This is a genomic window from Pseudarthrobacter polychromogenes, from assembly GCF_014644495.1.
Lineage (GTDB): Bacteria > Actinomycetota > Actinomycetes > Actinomycetales > Micrococcaceae > Arthrobacter > Arthrobacter polychromogenes.
Genome location: NZ_BMKU01000012.1, coordinates 67,058 through 91,976 on the forward strand (window position 1 = coordinate 67,058; position 24,919 = coordinate 91,976).

Consider the following 24,919-nt stretch of genomic DNA (forward strand, 5'->3'; position numbering starts at 1 on the left):
ATGCCCCACTATGACCTTGCCATCATCGGATCCGGCTCCGGCAACTCGCTGATCACGCCGCACTGGGACAACAAGCGGGTGGCCCTCATCGACGGCGGCGTGTTCGGCGGCACCTGCCTTAACGTGGGGTGCATTCCCACCAAGATGTTTGTGTATCCGGCCGGCCTGGCCGCGGCACACCAGGAGGCAGCCCGGCTCGGGGTGGACCTCAGCCTGGACAAAGTGCACTGGAACGACATCCGGGACCGGATTTTTGGCCGGATCGATTCCATCTCCTCGGCCGGGCGGGACTACCGGGCAACGGAGCTGGACCATGTTGACCTCTATCAGGACCATGCGCACTTCACCGGCCCGCGGGCGCTGCGGACCGCATCCGGTGTGGAGATCACTGCTGAGCAGGTTGTGGTTGCCGCCGGGTCCAGGGCCGTCCTGCCCGACGTGCCGGGAATCGACTTGCCGCAGGTGCACACCTCGGACACCGTGATGCGGATCGATGGGCTGCCGGAAAGGGTTGTGGTGGTTGGCGGCGGATACATCGCTGCTGAGTTCGCGGGGATATTCCACGGATTCGGTTCCAGCGTGACCCAGGTCAACAGGACGAGCCGCCTGTTGCGCGGCCACGACGCCGAAATCTCCAGGCGGTTCGCCGCGGCGGCAGCAAGCCGCTGGAGGCTGGAACTGGGCTTCTCGCTCCAGTCCATCCAGGACAACGGCAACGGCACCGTTGTGGTGAACTTCGCCGATGCCGACGGCCGGCCCCTGCGCGTCGCTGCGGATGTTGTGCTCATGGCCACCGGCAGGGTTCCCAACACGGACCGGCTAGGCGTGGAGGCCGCCGGGTTCGACGTGGACGACGACGGCACCCTCGCCCACGATGCCAACCTGCGGATCCTTTCAGGCGGCACGCCCCTGGACGGCGTGTACGCCCTGGGCGACGTCGCCAACCCGTACCAGCTCAAGCACGTGGCCAACCGGGAAGCCCGCGTGGTGGCGCACAACCTGGAGAACCCGGACCGGTTGCGCCGAATCGACTACACCGCCGTGCCCTCCGCAGTCTTCTCCAACCCGCAGGTGGCATCGGTTGGCCTCACCGAAGCAGAGGCCCGTTCACAGGCAGCCGCGGGAACCGACGTGGTGACGGCGGTCCAGGACTACGGCAGCACCGCCTACGGCTGGGCCATGGAGGACGGGGAAGGGGTGGTGAAGCTTGTGGCCGAACGTTCCTCGGGCAGGCTGCTGGGCGCCCACATCCTGGGCCATGAAGCGTCCATCCTCCTCCAGCCCCTGGTCCAGGCCATGGCCGGGTCGGTGCCCGTCCATGAGCTGGCCCGTGGCCCGTACTGGATCCACCCGGCGCTGACCGAGGTGGTGGAAAATGCCCTCCTGGCACTGGACGTCGACCTGCCGGAGGACGCCCCGCTGTAGTTCCGCCGTCGAAAGCGGTCCTTAGGCGAGCCGGGCGGCAAGGCCGCCGACAGCTGAGACCAGCTCGGTGAAGGCCGCTGCGGGATCGTTGGCGGAGACCACGCGGGCGTTCGGCGGTGCGCCCCAGAGTCCGCGGAAGTCTGCCACCGTGGTGCCCGCCAGGAGCGGCGACCCGGTCTCGACGTCCACCGTGGCTGGACGGGCCTCAAACTCCAGGGTGCCCGCTGCCACGCCAGCGGCGAAGAAGTCGTGGACGTGGGCTAGGTATCCCTGGTCGTAGTGCCGGTGGAACTCGAAGTAGAACCGCAGGGCGTCGGACAGGTGCCGGATGAGGGTGTTGTCGGAGGTGCTGCGCAGTCCCTCCGGTTGTTCGGGCAGCACCAGTTCCGGGATGCGGGCACCGGCCGCTTCCGCCAGCCGGCGCACATGGTGGGGGTGCAATTCCATCCGCTCGGTGGTGTCCAGGGAGCAGACAATGGGAAGTTTTTCCGGTGCCCGGCCCCGGAAAGCGGCGTACACTTCCTTGGCGGCGTGCGGGTCAACGTGGGTGTTCCACTCCGCAGTGGGCGTGGTGTTGCCCTGGTGGTAGAAGCTGCCGCCCATGATCACCACCTTGGCGAGCAGTTCGGGAAGTTCCGGTTCCTGCCGCAGGGCCAACGCAAAGTTGGTCAGCGGCGCAGTGATGAGGGCGGTAAGCTCCCCGGGCCGGTTGCGGGCGTGTTCAACCCAGAGGTCGACGGCGTTCCGCTCCGACACAGCCCCAGCCGGCTGGGGCAGGACCGCGTAGCCAATTCCCTGGGGTCCGTGGGTCTCGGGAGTAGTGAGCAGCGGTATGGCCAGCGGTTCGCGTGCGCCGATGGCCACTTCCACTCCGGGCCTGCCGCACAGTTCGAGCAGTGCCAGGGTGTTGCGCGCCACCTGGTCCGCATCCACGTTCCCAGGGGTTGCGGTGACGGAAACGAATTCCGTATCGGGCAGGGCGGAAAGGTAGGCCAGGGCCAGGGCATCGTCGATGCCGGTATCCACGTCCAGCAGGAAGGCGGTCATCCCGGTCCTAGAACAGCGCAACCCTGGGAGCGGCAGGGAAGATGCTGTCCAGCTCCGCGAGGTCTTTCTCCGCGGGCACCCAGCCGGCTGATTCGGCGTTCTGGCGGACCTGTTCCGGCCCGGTGGCGCCTGCGATGACGCTGCCAACCGAGGGCTGGGCTGCCAGCCAGGAGAACGCAACCTGGATTTCGGTCAGGCCACGTTCCCGCGCGAAAGTGCTGAACCTGCCCAGTTGGTCCCAGTCGGCGTCGTGGACCAGGTGCTGGCGGGTGTGGCTGAGGCGCGATCCGTCCGGGGCATGGCCTGGCGAGTACTTGCCGGTCAGCAGTCCGTTGGCGAGCGGGAAGTAGGGCAGGACGCCCAGGCCGAACTCCTCCGCTGCCGGTGTCACCTCAAGTTCGGCGCGCCGGTCCAGGAGGTTGTAGTGGTTTTGCGTGGAAATGAAGCGGGCGCACCCCAGTTCCCGCGCAACGTACTCCGCCTGGGCGATCTGCCAGCCGGAACGGTTGGAGTGCCCGATGTAGCGGACTTTGCCGCTGCTGACGAGGGTGTCCAGTGCGGACAGGGTCTCGTCGATGGGGGTCAAGGGGTCCGGCGTGTGGAACTGGTAGAGGTCGATCCAGTCGGTGCCCAGCCGCCGCAGCGAGGCCTCCACGGCCTGGAGGATGTAGCGGCGTGAGCCGCGGGCACCGAAGTCCGGGCCGCTGGCACCCTTCATGTCCATGCCGAACTTCGTGGCCAGGACGATGTCCCCACGCCTGGTGCCGAGCGCCTTCCCGAGCATCATTTCGCTGAGCCCTGGTTCCCGCCCGTACGTGTCGGCGACGTCGAACAGGGTGATCCCGGCGTCGATCGCTGCGTTCACCACGCCGTCCGTAGCCTCCTGGAATTCGGTGGCGGTATTGGCGCGGCCGAGATTGTTGCAGCCCAGGCCGACCGTGGACACGGTCAGGCCTGACTTGCCGAGGCGGCGGTACGTGGGCATTGTGCTCCTAGAGGCTGAAGCCGGCAGCGGGCTTGGCGGAGTGCTTGAGCTTGAAGTTGGTGGGCTCGGCGAAAGGGGCGGCACCGATGCTCAGCTTGGTGAAGTCCAGGTCCTCGCCGCGGATGCAGACCTTGACGGCATTGACGGCCTTGTTCACCTCCGGGCACAGGCAGAAGATGTTGAGCTTGTAGTCCGTGAATTCGGAGCGTTCCACCGTCCCCAGCCCGCGCCAGGCCAGGTGGCTGATGAGGGCGTCGGTGGCCTTTTCCTCCAGGTAGCGGTCCCTGTCGGTGCCTTCCCGGGTCTTCAGCGCGAACTGGGCCACCACCCAGGACTGTTCCTGCTCCGGAATTTCGGCGTAGCCGTCCTCGGCGCACTGGGCTGCGAAGGCGTCCAGGAGGCTCTCCGCCGCCTCGGGTGTGGCGACGTCCGTTTCCTCGGTTTTGCTCTGGTGCCCCACGGCGCCGTAGTTCATGACGAACTGACCGTAGTCCTCGTCGTACCAGGCCTCCCGGAAATGGAGGGTGCCCTCTTCGTCGCGCTTGTAAACCCTGACAATTCCGCTCATGACCGTCCCTTGGTAAACCATTCGGCGTCGGTGCCGTCGAACGGTGCGTGCTGCGCCTTCACGGCCTGGTAAAGCTGGTCCGCCGATGCCTGGAGGGATTCCACCAGAACTGCGGGGTAATCCATGGCAACGCGGTGTTCCGCGAATTCGTCCTCATCGTCGATGAACACGCCCCTACCGGCCGTGTGGACGATGTCCAGGTCCATGTCGATGACGTGGAATTCGGTGACTGCGGGGCGGATGGTGCTCCACTCGTGGGCCACCGCAAGGTCGATGTAGACCCGCATGCCGCCCGGATGGGCGTCGTCGTAGAAAGTGGCCACCCAGTCGCCTTCGCGCGGCACCAGGAGCACGGCGTCCGATTTGGTGTAGAACGCCGCGCCCGGGCGGGAACAGAACTCATTGGTGCCCTGGAAAATCCACCAGCCATGCCGGTCCTCGCCGAGGTAGCGCCCGGGTACCACCCAGTGAGCTTTGCCGTTCCATTTACGGTTCCGTGCCACCACCAGCTGGCCGGGCTGCAGGTTCTCCGGTACCCGCGTTGCTCCCGGGTGGCTCTCCCCTGCGGGCTCCCCCAGGACGTCGGGGTATTTCAGCTCAGCCTCTCCCCTCACAGGATCGGAAGGCTGCCGGTGGTGGGGTGCTGCTGGCCGGGCAGGGGACGCGCAAAGGGGACCTTTGTGCCGAGGACCTGCGCAACGACGTCGTGCGTGATCTGCTGGGCGGTCAGGCCGACGCGGTCCAGGATCTGGGCGCGGGTGCCGTGGTCCAGGAATTCGACCGGCAGGCCTACCTCGTTCAAGGCCGTATCCACGCCGGCCGCCCGCATTTCCTGGCGGATCCGCGAACCGACGCCGCCGGCGCGGACACCGTCCTCGATGCAGATCACCAGGCGGTGGTGCGATGCCAGCGCGATGATGGAACGCGGGACGGGCAGGACCCAGCGCGGGTCCACCACGGTGGTGCTGATGCCCTGCGCGCCGAGGCGGTTGGACACGTCCAGCGCCAGTTCGGACATGGCGCCCACGCTGACGATCAGGACGTCGTTCTCTGTGGAACCGCTGGGCCGCCGGGCCAGCACGTCCACGCCGTCGCTGAGGCGTTCAAGGGCTTCCACTTCCGCCCCCACGGATCCCTTTGAGAAGCGGACCACGGTGGGTGCGTCGCCGATTGCAACGGCTTCGCGGAGTTCCTCGCGCAGCCTGCTGGCGTCGCGGGGTGCCGCCAGGTGGAGTCCGGGGACGATCTGGACCATGGACATGTCCCACATGCCGTGGTGGCTGGCGCCGTCGGGCCCGGTGACGCCTGCGCGGTCCAGGACGATGGTGACGCCGGCCTTATGCAGGGCTACGTCCATCAGGAGCTGGTCGAAGGCCCGGTTCAGGAAGGTTGCGTAGACGGCAACCACCGGGTGCAGGCCGCCGAAGGCCATGCCGGCGGCGGAGGTGAGGGCGTGCTGTTCGGCAATTCCGACGTCGATCACGCGGTCAGGGTGCCGGGCCGCGAATTTGTGCAGGCCCACGGGGATGAGCATGGCTCCGGTGATGCCGACGACGTCCTTCCGCTCATCCGCGATGGCCGCTATTTCGTCGGCGAAGACCGAGGTCCAGGACTGGGCGCCGGCGGCGCCTGTGGGCTCGCCGGTTTCGGGGTCGATGATGCCGACGGCATGGAACTGGTCCGCCTCGTGGGCGCGGGCGGGTGCGTAGCCGTGGCCTTTTTCGGTCATCGCATGCACAATGACCGGCCCGCCGTAGTGCTTGGCCGTGGACAGGGCATGCTCCATGGCCTGGAGGTTGTGGCCGTCCACGGGGCCGATGTACTTCATGCCGAGGTCCTCGAACATGCCTTGCGGGGCCCACCAGTCCTTGATGCCCTTTTTCATGGCGTGCAGGCTCTTGTAGGTGAACTGGCCCGCCGGTCCCCCGTTTTGGAGTTTCTTCTTCCACCACTCCAGCGCGACTTCGTAGGCCGGTGCCGTCCGGAAAGAGTCAATCGTGGGGCGCAGGGACGCGAGGTAGTCCGCGAAGCCCCCCACTGTGGGGGCGTAGGACCTGCCGTTGTCATTGACCACTATCACCACTCGGCGTTTCTTGTCCGCGGCGATGTTGTTGATGGCTTCCCAGGCCATGCCGCCGGTCAGCGCACCGTCGCCCACCACGGCCACGACATACCGGTCGCCTTCGCCGGTGAGCTGGCGGGCGCGGGAGATACCGTCCGCCCAGGACAGCGACGAGGAGGCGTGCGAGCTTTCGACGATGTCGTGCTCGGATTCGGCCCGGGAGGGGTAGCCGGAGATTCCGCCTTCCTGGCGCAGCGTGCTGAAGTCCTGGCGCCCGGTCAGCAGCTTGTGGACGTATGACTGGTGGCCGGTGTCGAAGACGATGCTGTCACGGGGCGAGTCGAAGATGCGGTGCACGGCAAGGGTCAGTTCCACCACGCCAAGGTTTGGTCCGAGGTGCCCGCCCGTCTGGGAGACGTTCGTGATCAGGAAGTCCCTGACCTCCGAAGCCAGCTGCTTCAGCTGGTCTTCGGACAACTCGTTCAGGTCCTGCGGATTCCGGATGGTCTCCAAGATTCCCACTGACCCCTCCTTCAGGTGGTAGACGTGCCGTTTAACTCTAACGCCTTGGCCCGCGGGACAAGGCTCACCTGCACAGCCGAAGCCCCGGCTGGTCGGTGACCGGCCGGGGCTTCGGGAGGTGGTGCCCGCTGTCAGGAACCGCTAGTTAGCGGAGATCTGGCGCAGGACGTACTGCAGGATTCCGCCGTTGCGGTAGTAGTCCGCTTCACCGGGGGTGTCGATGCGCAGGACGGCGTCGAACGTCGTCGAGCTGCCGTCCTCGGCAATTGCCGTGACCTTGAGGGTCTTGGGCGTGGTGCCCTCGTTCAGGGCGGTGACACCCTCGACCGAGAACGTCTCCGTGCCGGACAGGCCCAGGGTGGCTGCGGACTCGCCGGCCGGGTACTGCAGCGGCAGGACGCCCATGCCGATGAGGTTGGAGCGGTGGATGCGCTCGTAGCTTTCGGCGATGACGGCCTTGACACCCAGCAGGGCGGTACCCTTGGCAGCCCAGTCACGGGAGGAACCGGAACCGTACTCCTTGCCGGCCAGGACCACCAGCGGGGTGCCGGCTGCCCGGTAGTTCTGCGCGGCATCGTAAACGTAGGCCTGCGGGCCGCCGTCCTGGGTGAAGTCGCGGGTGAAACCGCCCTCGACGCCGTCCAGGACCTGGTTCTTGATGCGGATGTTCGCGAACGTTCCGCGGATCATCACCTCGTGGTTGCCGCGGCGGGATCCGTAGGAGTTGAAGTCCTTGCGCTCCACGCCGTTGGCCAGGAGGTACTGGCCGGCAGGGGTGTCGGACTTAAACGAACCGGCCGGGGAGATGTGGTCGGTGGTGACCGAATCGCCCAGCTTCAGGAGCACGCGGGCGCCCGTGATGTCCTTGACCGGCTCCGGCTTGGCCTGCATGCCCTCGAAGTACGGGGGCTTACGGACGTAGGTGGAGTTCGGATCCCAGGCGAAGGTGTCGCCGGCAGGGGTGTCGAGTGCCTTCCAGCGGTCGTCACCCTCGAAGACGCCTTCGTAGCCCTTGGCGAACATTTCCTTGTCGATCGAGGAATCGATGACCTGCTGGACCTCAACCGGGTTGGGCCAGATGTCCTTCAGGAAGACGTCGTTACCGTCCTTGTCCTGGCCCAGAGCGTCGGTCTCGAAGTCAAAGTCCATGGAACCGGCCAGGGCGTAGGCGATGACCAGCGGCGGGGAGGCAAGGTAGTTCATCTTGACGTCCGGGTTAATGCGGCCTTCGAAGTTGCGGTTACCCGAGAGGACTGCCGCAACGGCGAGGTCGTTGGCCTGGATCGCTTCGGAGACCTCGGCTTCCAGAGGGCCGGAGTTGCCGATGCAGGTGGCGCAGCCATAGCCCACGATGTAGAAGCCGAGCTTCTCCAGGTAGGGGGTCAGGCCGGACTTCTCGTAGTAGTCGGTGACAACCTTCGAGCCGGGTGCAACAGAGGTCTTGACCCACGGCTTGGACGTCAGGCCCTTGTCCACGGCGTTGCGTGCCAGGACCGCGGCGGCCAGCATGACCGACGGGTTGGACGTGTTGGTGCAGGACGTGATGGATGCGATGGTGACCGCACCGTGGTCCAGCTCGAACTCGCGTCCATCGGCCATCTTGACCGGAACCGGCTGGGAGATGCGTCCCGCTCCGCCGTGGCCTGCCGAGTACTTCGGGGGTTCGCGGTCGGTGTCGGAGATGTGGGTCGATCCCGCCGTGAAGGAAGGCGCGTCGGAGGCCGGGAAGGACTCCTCGAGCGACTCGTCCAGGGTGCCGGCGTCGGCGTCGTGGGCGACGTAGTTCTTCAGGTCGTGGCGGAATTCGTCCTTGGCCTCGGTCAGTTCGATGCGGTCCTGCGGGCGCTTGGGGCCTGCGATGGACGGAACAACCGTGGACAGGTCCAGTTCCAGGTACTCGGAGAACTTGATCTCGCGGGAAGGATCGTGCCAGAGGCCCTGTTCCTTGGCGTAGGCCTCCACGAGTGCCACGTTCTGGTCTGAACGGCCGGTGAGGCGCAGGTAGTCCAGGGTGACGTCGTCGATCGGGAACATGGCAGCCGTGGAACCGAATTCCGGGCTCATGTTGCCGATGGTGGCGCGGTTGGCCAGCGGCACGGCGGCAACGCCTTCGCCGTAGAACTCAACGAACTTGCCCACAACACCGTGTTTGCGGAGCTGCTCGGTGATGGTGAGTACCACGTCGGTGGCGGTGGCGCCGGCCGGGATGGAGCCGGTCAGCTTGAAGCCCACAACACGCGGGATCAGCATGGAAACAGGCTGGCCCAGCATGGCAGCCTCGGCTTCGATGCCGCCGACGCCCCACCCGAGGACACCCATGCCGTTAACCATGGTGGTGTGGGAGTCGGTACCGACGCAGGTGTCCGGGTACGCACGGAGCGCGCCGTCCACTTCGCGGGTCATGACCGTGCGGGCCAGGTATTCGATGTTGACCTGGTGCACGATGCCGGTTCCCGGCGGGACAACCTTGAAGTCGTCGAACGCGGTCTGGCCCCAGCGCAGGAACTGGTAACGCTCCCCGTTGCGCTGGTATTCGATCTCCATGTTGCGCTCCAGTGCGCCGGAGTTGCCGAAGGCATCGATCTGGACCGAGTGGTCAATGACCATCTCGGCAGGCGCCAGGGGGTTGACCCGCTTGGGGTCGCCGCCCAGTTCCTTGACCGCTTCGCGCATCGTCGCCAGGTCCACCACGCAGGGAACGCCGGTGAAGTCCTGCATGATCACGCGTGCAGGCGTGAACTGGATTTCTGTATCGGGCTGGGCATTGGGATCCCAGCCTGCCAAGGCGCGGACGTGATCGGCAGTGATGTTCGCGCCGTCCTCGGTCCTCAACAGGTTTTCAAGCAATACCTTGAGGCTGAACGGAAGGTTTTCTGCACCTTCAACGGAGTTCAACCGGAAAATTTCGTATTCGGTTCCGGCTACATTAAGTTTGCCTTTTGAACCGAAGCTGTCCACAGTGCTCATCGCAGGACTCCTCTCGCAACAGTTTCATCTTTGTCGCGCGGTTGACCGCCTGCTAGTTAGGAAGCCCTAATTAGATCCGGGCCCGAAAATTGCACACGGCCGGCCGTGATTACGGAGCGCGACGTGGGACTACTACGGCCATCGTAGTCGAAAACAGCGGTGGCATCATGGACCGTTCCTCAGGCGCGCGGCGTCAAGAGGGCCACGGTCTCCAGGTGGTGGGTGTGTGGATACAGGTCGAAGGCCCGTAGGCCTGACAGGTCCCACCCGGCCTGGCGGAAGTACCCCACGTCCCGGGCGAACGACGCCGGATCGCAGGACACGTAGGCAATGGCACGGGGCTGCGCCTCAACCAGCTGCCCAACCACGGACTTCCCCGCGCCTGCCCGCGGAGGATCAAGGACCAGGGCGTCAAAGTTGCGCGGTTTCTGGCGGAGGACCCGCTCCACCCGGCCCTGGACGATCTCCACCTGCGGCGCTGCGTGCAGGTTTTTGCGGGCGTCCCGGCTGGTTCCGGGTGCCCCCTCCACTGACAGGACGGACCCCGTCTCCCCCACGGCGTCGGCCAGGACGGCAGTAAACAGTCCGGCGCCCGCATAGAGGTCGGCCACCACCGCGCCGGGATGCAGGAAGCCGCCGTTTTGGAGGAATTCTGTGACGCCCCCCACAAGCGCCCCGGGCGCGTCGCGGTGGATCTGCCAGAACCCGGCGCCGGTCACCCGGTAGTCATGGCCGGCTGCTGTTTCCTGCACCCAGGTGCGGCCGCGCAACTGGTGCACCTCGTCGGTAGCGGGATCGAACGTGGCTACGGACACCTCGGCGGGCAGTTGGGCAGCCACGGCGTTAAGCCGCTTGGGCTTGGTTCCCTGACCTGGTGCCAGCAGCACCAGCGGACGTGAGCCGTTGGCCGGGGCCGCCACTTCCACCCGGTCGATGCCCTGCAGGTCGAGGTCCCAAAGGCGAAGGGCGTTGATGGCATGGACGGCGAGGGGCATCTCCCGGACGGCAACGATGTGAGTGGAGCGGTGCGCGTGCATGCCGAGCTTCCCGCCGGGGGTGACCGAGAAACTGGCGCGCGTCCGCCACCCGAGGCCGTTCCCGCCGTCGTCCTGTCCGCCCACTGCTTCGACGCTGTGGACGGCCCCATTCGGCAACTCTTCGACGCCGGCAAGGCGCGTGAGCTGTTCAGCCAGGACTTCTGCCTTGAGGCTGCGCTGCCGGGCCAGCGTCATGTGGCCAAACTCCGCTCCCCCCACCGGGGGATGCCCGTGGCCCCACGCCCGCAGCGAATCGGCAGCATGCCAGAAGTGGCCCACGCGGTCCGGAGAGGCGGCAAGAACCTCCACGACGTCCGCCCGCCAGAACTTGGCCTTCTCTTCGGCGTCCGTCAGCCGTACCCGCACCTTCTCGCCGGGAATGCCGTGCCGGACGAAAATTACCCGCCCCTCGTGCCTTGCGACGCAGTGGCCGCCATGGGCCACCGGTCCGACGTCGAGCACTACTTCCGTGCCGGTCGCTCCGGCGGGTGGCTGGTGAATCGTGTGCAACGGGGCCTTCGCAATCATTGGACGTCCTGCAGGTTCTTGGCTTCTTCGGATGATTTCAGCTGCCAGGGAACGCTCGCCACCATCACGCCTGGTTCAAAGTGCAGCCGGGTCTTGATGCGGAGGGCTGTCTGGTTGTGGACCAGCTGTTCCCACCATTTGCCCACCACGTATTCGGGGATGTACACAACGATCAGGTCCCGGGGCGAGTCAAGCCGCATCTGCTTGACGTAGTCCATGATCGGCGTGACCGTCTCTCGGTAGGGGCTTGCCAGTACCGTCAGCGGCACGGGGATCTCCAGCTTGTCCCAGTCGGCCACGGTCTGCGCGGTTTCCTCCGGATCGATGTCCACGGTGACGGCGTCAAGCCGGGAGGGCCGGGAAGCCCTGGCATAGGCAAGGGCCCGCAGCACGGGCTTGCGCACGTGGGACACCAGCAGCACGGCGTGCACCCGGGTGGGGAGGGCACGCGGCGAGGCGTCCTCATCCACTGCCAGTTCCCTGGCCACGTTGTCGTAGTGGGCTTTGATGCTCCACATAATCAGGAACAGGATGAACATGGCCAGCAGGGCAATCCAGGCGCCCTGCTCGAATTTGGTGACCAGCACGATGACAAGGACCGTGGCGGTCATGCCGAAGCCGATGCTGTTGATGACGCGTGACTTGGCCATGCGGCGCCGGGCGGCTTTGTCCCTGGCCAGTTTGAGCTTCCGGCCCCAGTGCCGGATCATTCCCAGCTGGCTGGCTGTGAAGGAGATGAAGACCCCCACGATGTAGAGCTGGATGAGTTTGGTGACGTCCGCGTTGAACGCCAGGATCAGCACCAGTGCACCGGCGGCGAGGGCAAGGACGCCGTTGCTGAAGGCCAGCCTGTCGCCCCTGGTCCGCAGCTGCCGGGGAAGGTATCCGTCCTGGGCGAGGATGGAGCCGAGCACGGGGAAGCCGTTGAAGGCCGTGTTGGCCGCGAAGACCAGGATGACGCCGGTTGCGGCCACCACGATATAGAAAGGTATGGATCCCGGCCCAAAGATGGTGTGGGCAATCTGGCTGATGGCCGGCGTCTGGATGTACCCCTCGGGGAGCGGGTTGCCGTTGAGGAGGAACTCCGTTGCGGGGTCGAGGACGATGTGTACCTTGGTGGCGTTGGCCAGGTACATGATGCCCGCAAGCATGGTGGCGCCGATGACGCCCAGCAGCAGCAGGGTGGTGGCCGCATTCTTGCTTTTCGGCGGGCGGAAGTTGGGCACGCCGTTGCTGATGGCTTCGACGCCCGTCAGCGCCGCAGCTCCTGACGAAAAAGCGCGCAGCAGCAGGAAAGCACCGGCCAGCCCTACCAGCCCCTCGTCAAACCCGGGGGCCGGGACGATCGTGAACGCGGCGGAGGGCGCCTCCCCCAACTGTCCGGTGGCGGCTTGGAAAATGCCCACGGCCGTCATGCCCAGGATGGCTGCCATGAAGAGGTAGGTGGGAATGGCAAACATGGTGCCTGCCTCTTTCACGCCGCGCAGGTTCACCAGGGCGAGGATCGCAACGCCGACGGCGGCAATGGCCGCCTGGTTGCCGTGCAGCGACGGGACGGCGGTGGTGAGGTACGTGGCGGCCGAGGAGATGGAAACCGCGACGGTCAGGACGTAGTCCACCAGCAGCGCCGAGGCTACGGTGAGGCCGGCGTACTTGCCGAGGTTTTCGCCGGCGATTTCGTAGTCGCCGCCGCCCGATGGGTAGGCGTGGACGTTTTGCCGGTAGGACGCCACAACGGTGAGCAGGACCACCATGACGGCCAGGCCCACCCAGGGTGAGAACGCAACTGCGCTGACGCCCGCCAGCGCCAGGGTGAGCAGGATCTCATCGGGTGCGTACGCCACGGATGAGAGGGCGTCGGATGCGAAGACGGGAAGTGCGATCCGCTTGGGAAGCAGCGTATGGGCCAGCCGGTCATTTCGGAATGGCCGGCCCACCAGCACACGCTTGGCGGCGTTCAATATTGTCAGCACCCCACAAAGCTAGTCTGATTCCCGGACTATGTCATGACGGGCGGCGGGCGGCTGCAGCCCGGACGCTGGCGGTAGAGTTCTAGCAGCAGGACCTTGACAGGATTACAGAGGAGAAACACCGTGGCGCATTTCGTGATCATGGGATGTGGCCGGGTGGGGGCGACGCTGGCTCACACGCTGGAGGACGCCGGGCATTCTGTGGCCATCATCGACCAGGACGACCGCGCCTTCCGCCGGCTCCGGCAGGGGTTCACAGGCCGCAAGGTCACCGGTGTTGGCTTCGACCGGGACACCATGAAGCAGGCGGGGGTCGCCGAAGCGTACGCCTTCGCGGCGGTGTCCAGCGGTGACAACTCCAATATCCTCGCCACCCGCGTGGCGCGGGAAACGTTCCACGTCCCCCACGTCGTCGCCCGGATCTACGATCCCGGCCGTGCCGAGATCTACCAGCGCCTGGGCATTCCCACTGTGGCGGCGGTCCGCTGGAGCGCCGACCAGGTCCTCCGGCGCATCCTGCCCGAACAGCACCTCGCCGGTGATTTCCGGGAGCCCTCCGGCCGCCTGGTGCTGGCCGAACTGGACCTCGACGCCGGGTGGATCGGGCACCCGGTCAGCAGCATCGAAAAAGCCGCCGATATCCGGGTGGCGTACCTGACCCGCTTCGGTGAGGGGATCCTGCCGGCTGCGGGCACCGCGTATCAGGACGGCGACACCGTGCACGCCATGCTCCCGGTGGACCGCAGCTCACAGGTCGCCCAGATCCTGGCCAAAGCCCCTGCCAAGGAGTCCCAGTGAAAGTCGTGATCGTTGGCGCGGGAAGCGTCGGATCGTCCATTGCCAGGGAATTGCTGGCGCACAAGCATGAGATCCTCCTGATCGACCTCAAGCCGGAAGTGATCGGACGGAGCGGCCTGCGGGGGGCGCACTGGCTGGTGGGCGACGCCTGCGAGCTGAGCACGCTCCAGGGAGCCAAGGTTGAAGACGCGGACGTGGTGGTCTCGGCCACCGGTGACGACAAGGTCAACCTGGTGGTCTCGCTCCTGGCCAAGACGGAGTTCGGGGTGGGCCGCACCGTGGGGCGGGTCAACAACCCCAAGAATGACTGGATGTTCAACGATTCCTGGGGCGTGGACGTTGCCGTCAACACCCCGCAGCTCATGACAGCCCTGGTGGAGGAAGCCGTGGAGATCGGCGACCTTGTCCGGCTGCTGACGCTCCAGACCGGGGTGTCCTCCCTGGTGGAGTTCACCGTCCCGCACGATTCGCACGTTATCGGCAGCACCGTGGGACAGATCCAGTGGCCTGAGGATTCCACTCTGGTGGCTATCCTTCGGGACCACGCGCCCATCACGCCGAGCCGGGATGACGTGATCGACGGCGGCGACGAGCTGTTCTTCGTGACGACTATCGCCGCCGAGGACGAACTGCGCGCGCTGCTCTCCCCCGACTCCTCAGAACCGCAGCCCCGGCCCGCCGACGACGCGGGCCACCTTGAGCAGCAGGGCCCGGAGGACGACGGGTTCGACGGCTAGTTTGCCGCAGCCGGGCCGTCCGTCGGCTGGGGTTCCGGCCCGGACTCGGCCGGAGCGGGCCGCGTGACAAGCCAGGCGATCCAGACACCGAGGATGTACAGCGGCGCGCCCATGATGAGGCGGGTGGTTGCCAGGGCAGCAAGTCCTTCAGGCCCCATGAGGTAGAGCGGGACCTGTACGGCAAGCCGAAGCGCAAGGACCGCAACGATGATCCAGGTGCCCAGCTGGTAGGCCTTGACCCGTGCCGGGTCCTTGCGCCAGTCGAGGCCTTCGTTCCGGATGAATCCGAAGAGCAGGCCCGCTACCGGCCATTTGAGGAAGATGGAGAGGACCATCGCCAGGATGTACCCGGCGTTGGTGAAGAAACCGGGCAGGTAGAAGTCCTCTGCCTTGCCGGTGGTATTGGCCAGCCAGGCCGAGATACCCACGCCCACCACGCCGGCGAGTGCCTGCGTCAGGGGCTTGCGCTGGACCAGCCGGACCACTGTGAAGACGGCTGCGGCGGCAAGGGCCGCCACAAGGGACAGCGTCAGTTCCCGGGTCACGGTGAAGGCGACCAGGAAGACGAGTCCCGGAGCGATGCTCTCGGCAATGCCCTGGATCCCGCCGGCGCTCCGGAGGACGTCCACGCGGCCGTCGTGGGTCCGGTGCAGTCCTGCCTTGGCGGCATATTCCGCTGCGAGGCCCGCCACGGGGGAAGGCTCCTGCGCCGGGCCCGGCTTGCCTGCGTGGCCGGGAGTATCCGGCCCCTGGGATCCGGCGGAGGGGTCGGGCTGGGGCGCGGTCATTCGTTCTCCTGGCGGGACAGTATTTCGTAGCGTGGGTTGAACATGGTGGGCAGTCCGTTGTTCGTGGAAAGCATTCCGTCCAGCCGGATCTCCGCGCCGGCTTCAATGCCCGGCACGCGCCGGCGCCCCAGCCACACAACGCGGAGCCTTCCGCGCCGTGCACCAGCCTGGGCGGAGGCTTTTTCCGGCTCGGCGTCGGAGACCATGGCGCTGAAGGCGGCAGCCTGGTCTGCCGGGAGGAAAGTCACCGATTCGATGCGCCCCTGGCAGGTGACACGGCCCTTGTCCGGAAGCTGGCTGATAGGGAGTGTTCCGGCGTGGTGCCGGGGCACGCCGTCCGGTGCAGGATCAGCCAATCTGTGTGGTTTCCGGGCCACGTTCCGGCTCCTGGAGCGCGGGGGCGGGCTGCGCGGGGGCGGGCTGCGGGGTGGCGGCCGGCGGTGGGGTTGCGGCAGCGTCCTTGGGCAGGCGGAGCTGCAGCAGGTCCCGCGGCGGCATGGGGCTGCCGCCCCGGATCACCACAACCTGCCTGAAGAGGGCTTCCAGCGGCTCGGCAGCAGCCCGTTCCAGGGCTGCCGGGCCGCCCAGCACGCCACGGAGGAACCAGCGGGGACCGTCAACGCCTACAAAACGCGCCACCCGGTATCCCTGGCTGCCGTCAGGCAGCCCGGCCGGCAGTTTCGCTACGAGTTCAGTGCCGAAGCCTCCCTCGACTTCCTCGACCTGGCCGCCCTGTGCCCCGACGGACTGGCCGATCTGCTCACGGATTTCGTCCCACAGGCCTTCGGTCTTGGGGGCGGCGAAAGCCTGAAGCTGCAGGCTCGACCCGTTCAGATCCAAGGTAACGGCCACCACGCGCTGGGTGGCTTCTTCAACCTCGAGGCGCAGTTGCAGGCCCTCACTGGGTGCGATCAGGAGCGCGCCGAGGTCCACGTAACCGTCGCGGCTGGTGATTTCGGATTCATCAAACGGTCCGTTGGCGCGGACACCGGAGCCTGCCGCGGCGTCCTCCGGGGACTCCGCGGTGGTCAGGGAGTCATCCGGTTCGGATACTTCTTCCTTCTTGGCTTTCCTGCCGAGCCCAAAGACCATGAGGGTGTCTCCTTAGTTGTGAAATGTGCCGGTCCGGCCCTGAGGGGGTCCCGCCGTCGTGCTCTGCCGCTTGCCGGCAGCGAGCCTGCCGGAACGGAAATACTTGTCTCAGGCTCCGGGCCGCCTGAACCCGCCGGTGGACCCGAATCCTCCGGTGCCGCGCACGGACCCGCTCAATTCGTTGACGGGGATGAACTGGGCGTACTCAACCCGCTGGATCACCATCTGGGCAATTCTATCGCCGCGGTGCAGCTCAATGGGCTGGGTGGCATCGGTGTTCAGCAGGGTGACTGCTATTTCCCCGCGGTACCCGGCATCCACCGTTCCCGGGGCGTTGACGATAGTCAGCCCGTGCCTGGTGGCCAGTCCGGAGCGGGGGTGGATGAGGGCCACGAATCCCTCAGGCAGGGCAATGGCCACTCCGGTGGGTACGAGCTTGCGCTCTCCCGGCTGCAGGACAACGTCTTCCCTGGCGCGAAGGTCAGCGCCGGCATCGCCCGGGTGCGCGTACGACGGCGCTTCCAGGCCCGGGTCCAGCATCTTCAGCTGGACCTGCAGGGTCGGGGCCGAGGCAAGGGGCTCGTCCCCGGAAGGCGGGTCCGGGGGAAATGTGTCTACTGCTGCGGATTGATCAGTCACAGTAACTCACTCTAACCCGCGCCCGCGGATGGGACCTAGGCCGCGGGCGGCTGCCCACTGCGTACAGCCTGCGTACAGCCTGCCGGGCCGGACCTCCCAGTGCGGTCCCGCCCTGAACGGCACCGGCCGGCACAGCCGGGACGGGCCCGGCCGGGATGAAATAGCCACGGAAAGGTGGAAAGCTTGGTCCATGCCCGAATCCAGTTCCGCCGCGTCCGTGCCCAATACTCCCTCAGCCGAAGCTGACGTGATCTATCGCGAAAAGTTGTGGCCGAACGTATGGATCTGGATCATCTCGGCAGGCGTTTCAGGGGCGGGGATCCTGGTGTTCGCCCCGATCAGCGCAGCTGCCGGGTACACGGCCGCAGTGGTGCTTTTTGCCATCATCGCCGTACTCCTGGTCCTTTCCACCCCGAGCATCGTGGTGACCCCGAAAACCCTGACCGTGGGGCGGGCCACCATCGAGCGCCGCTTTGTGGGTGCCGTCCAGCCGTTCCGCGGCGGGGAAGCGACGGCGGAACGCGGCACCCGGCTGAACGGGCTGGCCTACCTCTGCATCCGGGGCTGGATCGATCCGGTGGTCAAGGTTGAGATCACCGATCCATCAGACCCGACGCCGTACTGGCTGACCTCCACCCGCCGCCCCGATGAGCTGACGGCAGCCCTCTCAAGGCACTAGCCCGCAGGTCCCCTTTCACCCGGATCTCCCGGAAAATCGCGGCGCGCCCTGCCCCTTGAGCCAAAACCCGGCCGCCGGATGGCAAAGTTTCGAGTGATAGTAATGCCAGGGTGGAGGATTTGTATGCAGGATCTACGGCTTGTAGGCGTACACGACGACGGGACTCACCTCCTGTTGAGCGGGGCCGGCGGCGAGATGTTCCAGCTGCCGATCGATGAAGCGCTGAGGACGGCCAGCAGGTCCGCGGTTAAGCCGCGGGTCGAGCGGCCTGCCATTCCCATGTCCCCGCGGGACATCCAGGCCCGGATCAGGGCCGGAGCCACGGCGGCGGACGTAGCCGAGGCTTCCGGGCTGCCGCTGGCCAAGGTTGAACGGTACGAGGGCCCGGTCCTCGCAGAACGGGAGTACGTGGCCCAGCAGGCCCGCAAGGTGGAAGTGGCCGCGCCGTCGCCCGGGCACGACATCTACCGCTCAGCATTCGGTGACAGCCCGGCCACGTTGGGCGACATGGTGGCGCACAGGCTTTCGGCGCATGGCATCGACCCCGCCTCCGCGGAGTGGGATTCATGGCGCCGCCAGGACGGGACCTGGACTGTGTCTGCCACCTTCGAGGCGAAGAACGGCGGCGCACAGGGAATCGGCGAGGAGCCGCCCGCGCTGTGGACCTTCAGCCCGGCCCGGAAGACCCTGCATAACGCCAACCGCTGGGCCCAGCAGCTCAGTGAGCTGGAGCCCCTGGACGGACCGGTCCCGGCCCGCAGGTTGTCCGCCGTCTCCGACCGGCCCTTTGATTTTGAGACCGATGCCGACTCCGCTCCCGGCAACCAGGGCGGCAACGCCGGCCAGGCGGCCGGCAAGGATAAGGAATCCGACGGCCTCCTGGACATGCTGCGCTCCCGACGGGGCCAGAGGCTTGGCGTGGATGAGGACTCCGACGACGCCCTGGCGCTGCTCCTGACCACTGGCGTTCCTGCCGCCCACCCCCGGCCCTCGGAGATCACTCCGGAAGCGGAAGAACACGACGCCGGACAGGAACCTGACCGTACCGAAGCGCCTGCTGCCCAGGGCGACTCCTTCGTCCGGCGGCGGGATGCCCGGCCGTCCATGCTGTCCCGGCTCAGCCTCCTGCCGCCCCAGCACGAACCCGCCGACGAGAACCTGCGGCTGCATAACGGCGTCAGCACCGATACCCGGGAAATAACCATTGTGGCTTCACCGCAGCGGGCCTCCGGCGCCACGGCAGCGGACGCAGCACCGGGCAACGGGAACGGCACATCCAGTGGCGCGGGACTGGACGAATTGCTGGGCGGCGCCCCGAAGCGTCCTGCGCCCCGGAACGAAGACTCCTCCCCCACCACCGGCCAACTGCCGGAGGCGGGAACTCCCGAACGCCAGCCCGCCAGGCCCAAGCGCTCCAGCGTTCCATCCTGGGACGAAATCGTCTTCGGTACCCGCGGGGACTGACTCCCGGGCCGGCGGCTGGCTCCCGGGCCTGCGGCCCGCACCGCCGGAAGGACTGTCTAGGCGTCCACGCCGGTCCCGCCGGTGCCCCGCCACAGGCACGCATCCACCTCGAACGGCAGCAGCTGGTCCTGTTCGGCCATGAGGTTGGCGCCATGCGCCGTGACGCGGCGCATGAAATGGCGGCGGCACAGCGTCTCATATCCCACTACGGGGATGTGGCCTGCCGCCGTGGCGGCCGGGCCGTCCACGGCCATGTCAACGTCGCCCACCACTACCTGCGCGCCCTCGGTGACCATGACGCCGTCGACCGTGCGTGCGTTGTGCGTTGCCCGGCGGCCGCACCAGCACAGGGCCTCCACCTGCAGGACCTGCACCCGGTCCGCGAGTTCGATCAGCCGCTGGGAGCCGGGGAACAGCCGGGTGCGGAAGTCAGCGGTGATGCCGAAGGCGAAGACGTCCACGTCGATCTCGTCCACGACTTTCGCCAGCTGCTCCACCTGCTCAGGCGTGTAGAACTGGGCTTCATCGCAGATCAGGTAGTCCACACGCTGGCCCTGGGTGCGCCGCCGCATGACTTCCTCCCAGAAATCCGTCCCGTCCACTACCTCCACGGCGTCGGTTTCCAGTCCAAGCCGGCTGGAGATACGGGACTCGCCGGCGCGGTCGTTGCGGCTGAAGCGGACGCCGCCCCGGCCACGGACCCGGTGGTTGTGGTCCATCTGCAGCGCGAGCGTGGACTTGCCGCAGTCCATGGTGCCGGAGAAAAAGACGAGCTCAGCCACGGCGGGCGCTCCTGCCGTCGGCCGTGAAATAGAGGAGCGGAACCTCCCGCTCAGCCCTGGTCAGCGATCCGTGCTGACCCACGACCTCCATCGCGGTGGGGCGGACACGCCTCGTGTCGTAGAGGGCGAGCTCGTCGCGGGCCGCAATCATCACGTCGCCGATCCTGCGCTCGACTGCGGGCCGGACCGGACCAAAAAGTCCTGCGGCAATGGCGTCCTCCCTGGTGAACGCCCAGATGCGGGTACCGAAACGGCCGCGCCAGGCGGCGAGGAGCCGCTCCCGTGCACCGGCGTCTGACGCGTCGTCCAGGTACAGGTGCACCATCCGCGGTTCGCCTGCCGTGTGGCGTACTCCTTCCACCAGCTGCGGATCCGCCGAGAAGTCGATGCGCTGCTGCTCCGGCACGTCGAGCATGCCGTGGTCCGCCGTCAGCAGGATGCTGGTGCCCGCCGGCAGGGAGGAGTTGAGCCGCTTCATCACGGCGTCCAGCTCTTCAAGCTGGTGTTCCCATTCCTGCGACTGGCAGCCGTGGCGGTGGCCTGCCTTATCAAGCTCGTTGACGTAGAAGTACATCAGGCCTGGCCCTGGCGCTGCCAGGGCTTCGGCGGCCGCGGCGGTCCGGGCGTGGGAGGTGGTGGCGGGAATGAAGGTGCCGCCGCGGAGGGCGGCGCGGGTCATGGGTGAGTCCCCGAACTGGGGAAGGCTGACAGTGGTCACTGCCGCCTGGCCGGCAGCGCGTTCCAGCACTGTGGGGAACGGCTGCCAGGCCACCGGGTCAACCCCGGGGTCCCAGTTGCCAAGAAGGTTGACCACCTTGTCCTGCTCCGGATCCAGCACGTCGTAGCCCACCAGGCCGTGCTGGCCCGGGGGCAGGCCGGTGCCGAAACTTGCCAATGCGGCGGCCGTGGTGGAAGGGAACGCCGAATCGAGCCACACGGGGACGGCGCCCTGGCCGGCCTGGATGACGGAGCGCAGGAAGGGGGTATGGGCGGACTTCTGCTTCAGGAGGTTCCGGCCAAGGCCGTCGGCGACGACGACGCATACGCGGGACGCGGCAGGAAGGCCAAGGGTGTTGGTGAATCCGTCCAGGCCCAGGCTGGCTGCGGCACTGGTCAGCACGTCCGCCACGGAACGCCGGCCGTAGGCGGGAGCGGGCGGCAGGTCCGGGGCTTTGGCCGGCCGGCCGGCTGGGGCGCCGGCCGGGACAGGAGCGCCGCTGGCTGGGGTTCGTGGGACGTTGCCGGCTGGGGGGACGTTGCTGGTTGTTCGTCGTTCGTCCGGCATCTCAGCGCTGCTGGTGCCCGCGGCTGAGCCGGTTGCCGAACACGCCTGAACGCGGCCGGGCCGGGAGTGACTGGATGTGGGGCGCCGGGGCGGCAGAGCCCGTGTTCACGGCGCGCAGCGCGCGGGCGAAGAGCTTGGCGTCCTGGACGGCCTGCAATCCGTCCGCCTCGGCGCTGATCCGCAGGACAATGTCCTCCTGCGCAATGGTGCCGCTGTACCCGTGGTCCGCCTCGCACTGGGGATCCCCGCAGCTGGCGGGGCCCATGTCAAGCCTCTGGCCGCCGGACCATGCTATGGACAGCGTCACCTCGCGGACCGGGTCTGAAGGCTTGTAGTCCTGAGGCTGCGCGTACATGTAGCTGAGGACCACGGAGCGGATCTGCGCCACGGGCACGGACTCAGTGGAGATCTGGGCCACGATTTGCTCACCCGCCTCATCCAGCTGCTGGTCGTCCACGTGGGTGATCACCAGCATGTCCGCGGTCAGCACCAGCACGGTGATGTGGCGGCGTACCTCGGCACGGTCGAAGTGGGTTTCCAGGTGCACCAGGTGGGCAACGCACTCGCGGCCGTCCAGTGCGTCGTCCACCACGTCAGCCACCAGGCGCGGGTAAAAACCCGCCTTCTGGAGCGCGCCGTCCAGGCTTTGGCCCTGGGCGCTGTGGCTGTGTGAGCTGTGGCGGACTGCCTGGTTTTCATTGCCGGGCGTTTCGGGCGCCGACGCGGGAGGCTGTGAGCTCATTCCCCCATTTTCACAGATCGGCCCGCCACATTGCTAACCGCGTCAGCCCAGCATGGCCCGGCGGGCGCTGTCGGTGCGCTGGGCCGCGTTGCCGATCCGGACATCCGCGGCCAGGATCACTGCACCGGATACGCCGCACAGCACGGGGTTGAATTCCACCAGCGCGATTTCCGGGTGGCTGTCCTTGAGCCAGGCAAGCCTGCCGGCCAGGTCCTCAAGGGCGGCCACGTCCACGGCCGGCAGGCCCTGGTAGCCGAAGAGCTTCCGGGCCGCCCGCGGCCCGCGGATGAAGTCATGCACGTCTGCGGCTGACAGGGGCGGTACCCGGTGCGCCCAGTCGTCCAGCAGGTTGACGGCGTCCCCGGCCAGGCCGAACGAGATGACCGGGCCCAGGAGCGGGTCCTCGATGGCCCGGAAGGTACAGGCCTGTCCCACCGGCGCCATGCTCTGCACTTCCAGTGCCGGGTCGCCGTAGCGGGATAGGGTCCGCCGCATCTGCAGGACGTTCAGGCGCAGGGACTCGGCGTCCTGGATATCCAGGCGGACTCCCCCGAGGTCCAGGCGGTGGCGCAGCGAGGGGTCGGTGGTCTTCAGCGCCACCGGCCAGCCCAGCATGTCCGCCGCCTCAACGGCCTGGTCCGGGGTGTCGAAGCCAACCGAAGGCAGCACGGTGATGCCGTAGTGGCCCAGGAGGGAGCGGGTGGCCGCCGGGTCCAGCTGCTTGAGCTGCTCCCCCTTCACGTCGCGGAGGAGGCCCTCCAGCTCGGCCCGCGCGCGCTGCGGATCGCAGCCTTCCGGCTCAACGAAGTGCCCGTGGTCGCGCGAGACCCACTCCGAGTACCGCACCACGGCGGCGAGCGCGGCCACCGCAGCGCCAGGATTGGAGAAGCAGGGCACGGCCTGCTCCACGGACCCCACCATGCCCTCGACATAGACCGAGGGATCCAGGATTCCGGTGAACGCGGCCACCACGGGTTTTCCTGCCTTCACCGAGCATTCGGCGAGCACCTCGGCAATGCTGTCCACCGTGAGCCCGCGGGCGGGCAGCAGTGCCGCGACGGCCCCATGGACGGCGTCGGACTCGAGGGCGGCGAGCAGGGACGAACGCAGGGCGGGGAGGGCAACCGACTGGCCGGCGTCGAGGTCCACGCCGGTCACCAGCCGGGCAACGTCGAGCCCATGCGACGACGCGCTGTCTGCCACCACTTTTCCCAGGGCCTGGGAGTTGCTGAAGATGGCCAGCCCGGGCCCGGCGGGCAGCGGCTGGTTGGACACCACCTGCGCCACGTCCACAAGCTGCTCTATGGTCTCCACCCGGATGACCCCTGACTGGCGGAGCATCGCGTCAAGCGCACCCGCAGGCGCTTGGGTGGTGCGGACGGCGTGGCCGGGCGGCAGCCGCAGCCCCATGGCATCGGACTTGGCCACAATGACCGGCTTGATGCGCGCCAGGCGCCGGGCCAGCCGGGAAAACTTGCGCGGGTTGCCGATCGATTCCAGGTACAGGCCCACGGCGGAGGTGTCGGCGTCGTCCTCCCAGTACTGCATCATGTCGTTGCCCGACACGTCCGCGCGGTTCCCGGCGGAGAGAAAGGTGGACAGTCCCAGCCGGCGCCTGCTGGAAGCGGCGTAGAGCGAAACGCCGATGGCCGCTGACTGGGAGAACAGCCCAAGCCCGCCGCGCAGCGCCAGCGCGGGCGCCATCGAGGCGTTCAGCGACACGGCCGGGTGGGTGTTCACGATCCCCAGGGACGCCGGCCCAATCACCCGCATCCCGTTGGCGCGTGCCTGTCGCACCAGGTCGCGCTGCCTCATGAGGCCGCGTTCGCCGTCGTCCGCGAAGCCTGCTGAGGCGATTACCAGGCCCTTAACCCCTGCCGCCGCACAGTCTGCGACGACGGCGGGCACTTCCTCGTAAGGGACGGCAACAACGGCCAGCTGCACAGGTTCAGGGACCTCTGAGAGCCTGCCGAAGGAGATCATGCCGGCCAATTCCAGGGCCTCGGGATTGATGGCAAACACGGGCCCCGGGAAGCCGCCTTCGATGATGTGCTCCAGGAGCTGGTAGCCCACCGTCCCCCACTTGCGGCTCGCCCCGATGACGGCAATGGACGACGGCGTCAGCAGGTCGCGGACACTCCTCGCCTCCGCGCGGTGCTCGCGGGATTCCATCACCGCCCGGGATTTTTCGGTGGGGTCGATGTTGAACTCAAGGCTGACGACGCCGTCGTCGAAATGCCGTTTGACGTCATAGCCGGCGTCGGAAAAGACCATCAGCATCTTGCGGTTCTCCGGCAGCACCTCCGCGCTGAAGCGGCGGATCCCGTTCTCGTGGGCGGCGGCGGCGAGGTGTTCGAGCAGGATGGAGCCGATGCCCCTCCCCTGGTGCGAATCGGCGATGTTGAACGCCACTTCGGCTTCGGTGGGGTCGTCCAGCCGGTCATACCGGCCGATCCCTACGATTTCACCGCCGATGGTGATGACGAACGCCACCCGGTCCCGGTAGTCCACCTCGGTGAACCGCTTGAGCTCCTTGCTGGAAAGCTTGGCCTTGAAGGCAAAGAAGCGCATGTAGATTGAGTTCTGCGACTGTCCCATATGGAACTTCTGGACAGCGTCCGCGTCCGCGGGGTGGATGGGGCGCAGATGTGCCGTCCCGCCGTCCCGCAGCACGACATCGGCTTCCCAATGTTCCGGATATTCGCCGTCCACGGGCTGTTCCACCATAGGCTTAGCCTAGCCAAAAACTCCCGCAGCACTGCCGCTTGCGCCCAACAAACCATTGCACCGCTCTGCAGAAGG

General features: G+C 67.1%; 21 protein-coding genes. 5 read left to right on the forward strand and 16 right to left on the reverse strand.

Annotated features, from left to right (window positions below; all coding sequences use genetic code 11):
• Positions 1-1,425, forward strand: coding sequence for a mycothione reductase (locus IEX43_RS16725; RefSeq protein ID WP_188812785.1), 1,425 nt, complete (start codon positions 1-3; stop codon positions 1,423-1,425).
• A gap of 21 nt (positions 1,426-1,446) precedes the next feature.
• Here the strand turns inward: IEX43_RS16725 and IEX43_RS16730 are convergent, their stop codons facing one another.
• The 8 genes from IEX43_RS16730 to IEX43_RS16765 form a co-directional block, all read right to left on the reverse strand.
• On the reverse strand, positions 1,447-2,472 hold the full coding sequence (locus tag IEX43_RS16730; protein ID WP_188812787.1) for a nucleoside hydrolase: 1,026 nt from the start codon (positions 2,470-2,472) through the stop codon (positions 1,447-1,449).
• Positions 2,473-2,479: 7 nt separating this feature from the next.
• Positions 2,480-3,457 (reverse strand): aldo/keto reductase, encoded by a 978-nt coding sequence (locus IEX43_RS16735; RefSeq protein ID WP_188812789.1) that lies wholly within the window; start codon positions 3,455-3,457, stop codon positions 2,480-2,482.
• A 7-nt stretch (positions 3,458-3,464) separates the two neighbouring features.
• Positions 3,465-4,025 carry a hypothetical protein gene (locus IEX43_RS16740; RefSeq protein WP_188812791.1) on the reverse strand — a complete coding sequence of 187 codons (561 nt, stop codon included), beginning with the start codon at positions 4,023-4,025 and terminating at the stop codon, positions 3,465-3,467.
• Entirely contained in the window at positions 4,022-4,639 is a 618-nt protein-coding gene (locus IEX43_RS16745) for a DUF402 domain-containing protein (protein ID WP_188812793.1), read from the reverse strand. The genes IEX43_RS16740 and IEX43_RS16745 overlap by 4 nt, the downstream gene beginning before the upstream one ends.
• Complete coding sequence (dxs, locus tag IEX43_RS16750) at positions 4,636-6,609, reverse strand: 1-deoxy-D-xylulose-5-phosphate synthase (RefSeq protein ID WP_188812795.1); 1,974 nt, start codon at positions 6,607-6,609, stop codon at positions 4,636-4,638. Before dxs ends, IEX43_RS16745 begins: the two co-directional genes overlap by 4 nt.
• Before the next feature lie 141 nt (positions 6,610-6,750).
• Positions 6,751-9,576: an aconitate hydratase gene (locus IEX43_RS16755; RefSeq protein ID WP_188812796.1), complete on the reverse strand. Its 2,826-nt coding sequence runs from the start codon at positions 9,574-9,576 to the stop codon at positions 6,751-6,753.
• A gap of 179 nt (positions 9,577-9,755) precedes the next feature.
• On the reverse strand, positions 9,756-11,141 hold the full coding sequence (locus IEX43_RS16760; protein ID WP_188812798.1) for a class I SAM-dependent RNA methyltransferase: 1,386 nt from the start codon (positions 11,139-11,141) through the stop codon (positions 9,756-9,758).
• On the reverse strand, positions 11,138-13,114 hold the full coding sequence (locus IEX43_RS16765; protein ID WP_188730065.1) for an APC family permease: 1,977 nt from the start codon (positions 13,112-13,114) through the stop codon (positions 11,138-11,140). Before IEX43_RS16765 ends, IEX43_RS16760 begins: the two co-directional genes overlap by 4 nt.
• A 120-nt stretch (positions 13,115-13,234) precedes the next feature.
• Between IEX43_RS16765 and IEX43_RS16770 the strand changes: the two genes are divergently transcribed.
• Positions 13,235-13,909 carry a potassium channel family protein gene (locus IEX43_RS16770; RefSeq protein WP_104187624.1) on the forward strand — a complete coding sequence of 225 codons (675 nt, stop codon included), beginning with the start codon at positions 13,235-13,237 and terminating at the stop codon, positions 13,907-13,909.
• Positions 13,906-14,646, forward strand: a complete 741-nt coding sequence (locus IEX43_RS16775; RefSeq protein ID WP_104187621.1) for a potassium channel family protein — start codon at positions 13,906-13,908, stop codon at positions 14,644-14,646. The genes IEX43_RS16770 and IEX43_RS16775 overlap by 4 nt, the downstream gene beginning before the upstream one ends.
• Here the strand turns inward: IEX43_RS16775 and IEX43_RS16780 are convergent.
• From IEX43_RS16780 to dut, 4 genes are all read right to left on the reverse strand, one after another.
• Positions 14,643-15,434, reverse strand: a complete 792-nt coding sequence (locus tag IEX43_RS16780; protein WP_188812800.1) for a DUF3159 domain-containing protein — start codon at positions 15,432-15,434, stop codon at positions 14,643-14,645. The two genes, IEX43_RS16775 and IEX43_RS16780, sit on opposite strands and share 4 nt — an antisense overlap.
• Complete coding sequence (locus IEX43_RS16785) at positions 15,431-15,790, reverse strand: OB-fold nucleic acid binding domain-containing protein (RefSeq protein WP_188812802.1); 360 nt, start codon at positions 15,788-15,790, stop codon at positions 15,431-15,433. The genes IEX43_RS16780 and IEX43_RS16785 overlap by 4 nt, the downstream gene beginning before the upstream one ends.
• Positions 15,783-16,526: a DUF3710 domain-containing protein gene (locus IEX43_RS16790; RefSeq protein ID WP_188812804.1), complete on the reverse strand. Its 744-nt coding sequence runs from the start codon at positions 16,524-16,526 to the stop codon at positions 15,783-15,785. Before IEX43_RS16790 ends, IEX43_RS16785 begins: the two co-directional genes overlap by 8 nt.
• A 108-nt stretch (positions 16,527-16,634) precedes the next feature.
• On the reverse strand, positions 16,635-17,165 hold the full coding sequence (gene dut / locus IEX43_RS16795; RefSeq protein ID WP_188812806.1) for a dUTP diphosphatase: 531 nt from the start codon (positions 17,163-17,165) through the stop codon (positions 16,635-16,637).
• 190 nt (positions 17,166-17,355) lie between these two features.
• Between dut and IEX43_RS16800 the strand changes: the two genes are divergently transcribed.
• Positions 17,356-17,844, forward strand: a complete 489-nt coding sequence (locus IEX43_RS16800) for a DUF3093 domain-containing protein (protein ID WP_188812808.1) — start codon at positions 17,356-17,358, stop codon at positions 17,842-17,844.
• Positions 17,845-17,967: 123 nt separating this feature from the next.
• Entirely contained in the window at positions 17,968-19,308 is a 1,341-nt protein-coding gene (sepH, locus tag IEX43_RS16805) for a septation protein SepH (protein WP_188812810.1), read from the forward strand.
• Positions 19,309-19,364: 56 nt separating this feature from the next.
• Here sepH and IEX43_RS16810 read toward each other — a convergent pair whose 3' ends face one another.
• From IEX43_RS16810 to IEX43_RS16825, 4 genes are read right to left on the reverse strand one after another with little or no spacing between them, the layout of a single operon-like run.
• On the reverse strand, positions 19,365-20,090 hold the full coding sequence (locus IEX43_RS16810) for a thymidine kinase (RefSeq protein WP_188812812.1): 726 nt from the start codon (positions 20,088-20,090) through the stop codon (positions 19,365-19,367).
• The gene (locus IEX43_RS16815; protein ID WP_188812814.1) at positions 20,083-21,375 is read right to left on the reverse strand and encodes an alkaline phosphatase family protein; all 1,293 of its coding nucleotides are present in this window, start codon (positions 21,373-21,375) and stop codon (positions 20,083-20,085) included. Before IEX43_RS16815 ends, IEX43_RS16810 begins: the two co-directional genes overlap by 8 nt.
• A 1-nt stretch (position 21,376) precedes the next feature.
• Complete coding sequence (locus tag IEX43_RS16820; RefSeq protein WP_104187600.1) at positions 21,377-22,117, reverse strand: DUF5998 family protein; 741 nt, start codon at positions 22,115-22,117, stop codon at positions 21,377-21,379.
• Positions 22,118-22,159: 42 nt separating this feature from the next.
• Positions 22,160-24,844: a bifunctional acetate--CoA ligase family protein/GNAT family N-acetyltransferase gene (locus tag IEX43_RS16825; RefSeq protein ID WP_188812816.1), complete on the reverse strand. Its 2,685-nt coding sequence runs from the start codon at positions 24,842-24,844 to the stop codon at positions 22,160-22,162.
• Between the last annotated feature and the right edge of the window lie 75 nt (positions 24,845-24,919).

Coding starts and splice junctions, on each gene's coding strand:
- IEX43_RS16725 (WP_188812785.1), top strand. CDS start 1: ATGCCCCACTATGACCTTGCCATCATCGGATCCGGCTCCGGCAACTCG.
- IEX43_RS16730 (WP_188812787.1), bottom strand. CDS start 2,472: ATGACCGCCTTCCTGCTGGACGTGGATACCGGCATCGACGATGCCCTG.
- IEX43_RS16735 (WP_188812789.1), bottom strand. CDS start 3,457: ATGCCCACGTACCGCCGCCTCGGCAAGTCAGGCCTGACCGTGTCCACG.
- IEX43_RS16740 (WP_188812791.1), bottom strand. CDS start 4,025: ATGAGCGGAATTGTCAGGGTTTACAAGCGCGACGAAGAGGGCACCCTC.
- IEX43_RS16755 (WP_188812796.1), bottom strand. CDS start 9,576: ATGAGCACTGTGGACAGCTTCGGTTCAAAAGGCAAACTTAATGTAGCC.
- IEX43_RS16760 (WP_188812798.1), bottom strand. CDS start 11,141: ATGATTGCGAAGGCCCCGTTGCACACGATTCACCAGCCACCCGCCGGA.
- IEX43_RS16780 (WP_188812800.1), bottom strand. CDS start 15,434: ATGACCGCGCCCCAGCCCGACCCCTCCGCCGGATCCCAGGGGCCGGAT.
- IEX43_RS16790 (WP_188812804.1), bottom strand. CDS start 16,526: ATGGTCTTTGGGCTCGGCAGGAAAGCCAAGAAGGAAGAAGTATCCGAA.
- IEX43_RS16800 (WP_188812808.1), top strand. CDS start 17,356: ATGCCCGAATCCAGTTCCGCCGCGTCCGTGCCCAATACTCCCTCAGCC.
- sepH (WP_188812810.1), top strand. CDS start 17,968: ATGCAGGATCTACGGCTTGTAGGCGTACACGACGACGGGACTCACCTC.
- IEX43_RS16815 (WP_188812814.1), bottom strand. CDS start 21,375: ATGCCGGACGAACGACGAACAACCAGCAACGTCCCCCCAGCCGGCAAC.
- IEX43_RS16820 (WP_104187600.1), bottom strand. CDS start 22,117: ATGAGCTCACAGCCTCCCGCGTCGGCGCCCGAAACGCCCGGCAATGAA.
- IEX43_RS16825 (WP_188812816.1), bottom strand. CDS start 24,844: ATGGTGGAACAGCCCGTGGACGGCGAATATCCGGAACATTGGGAAGCC.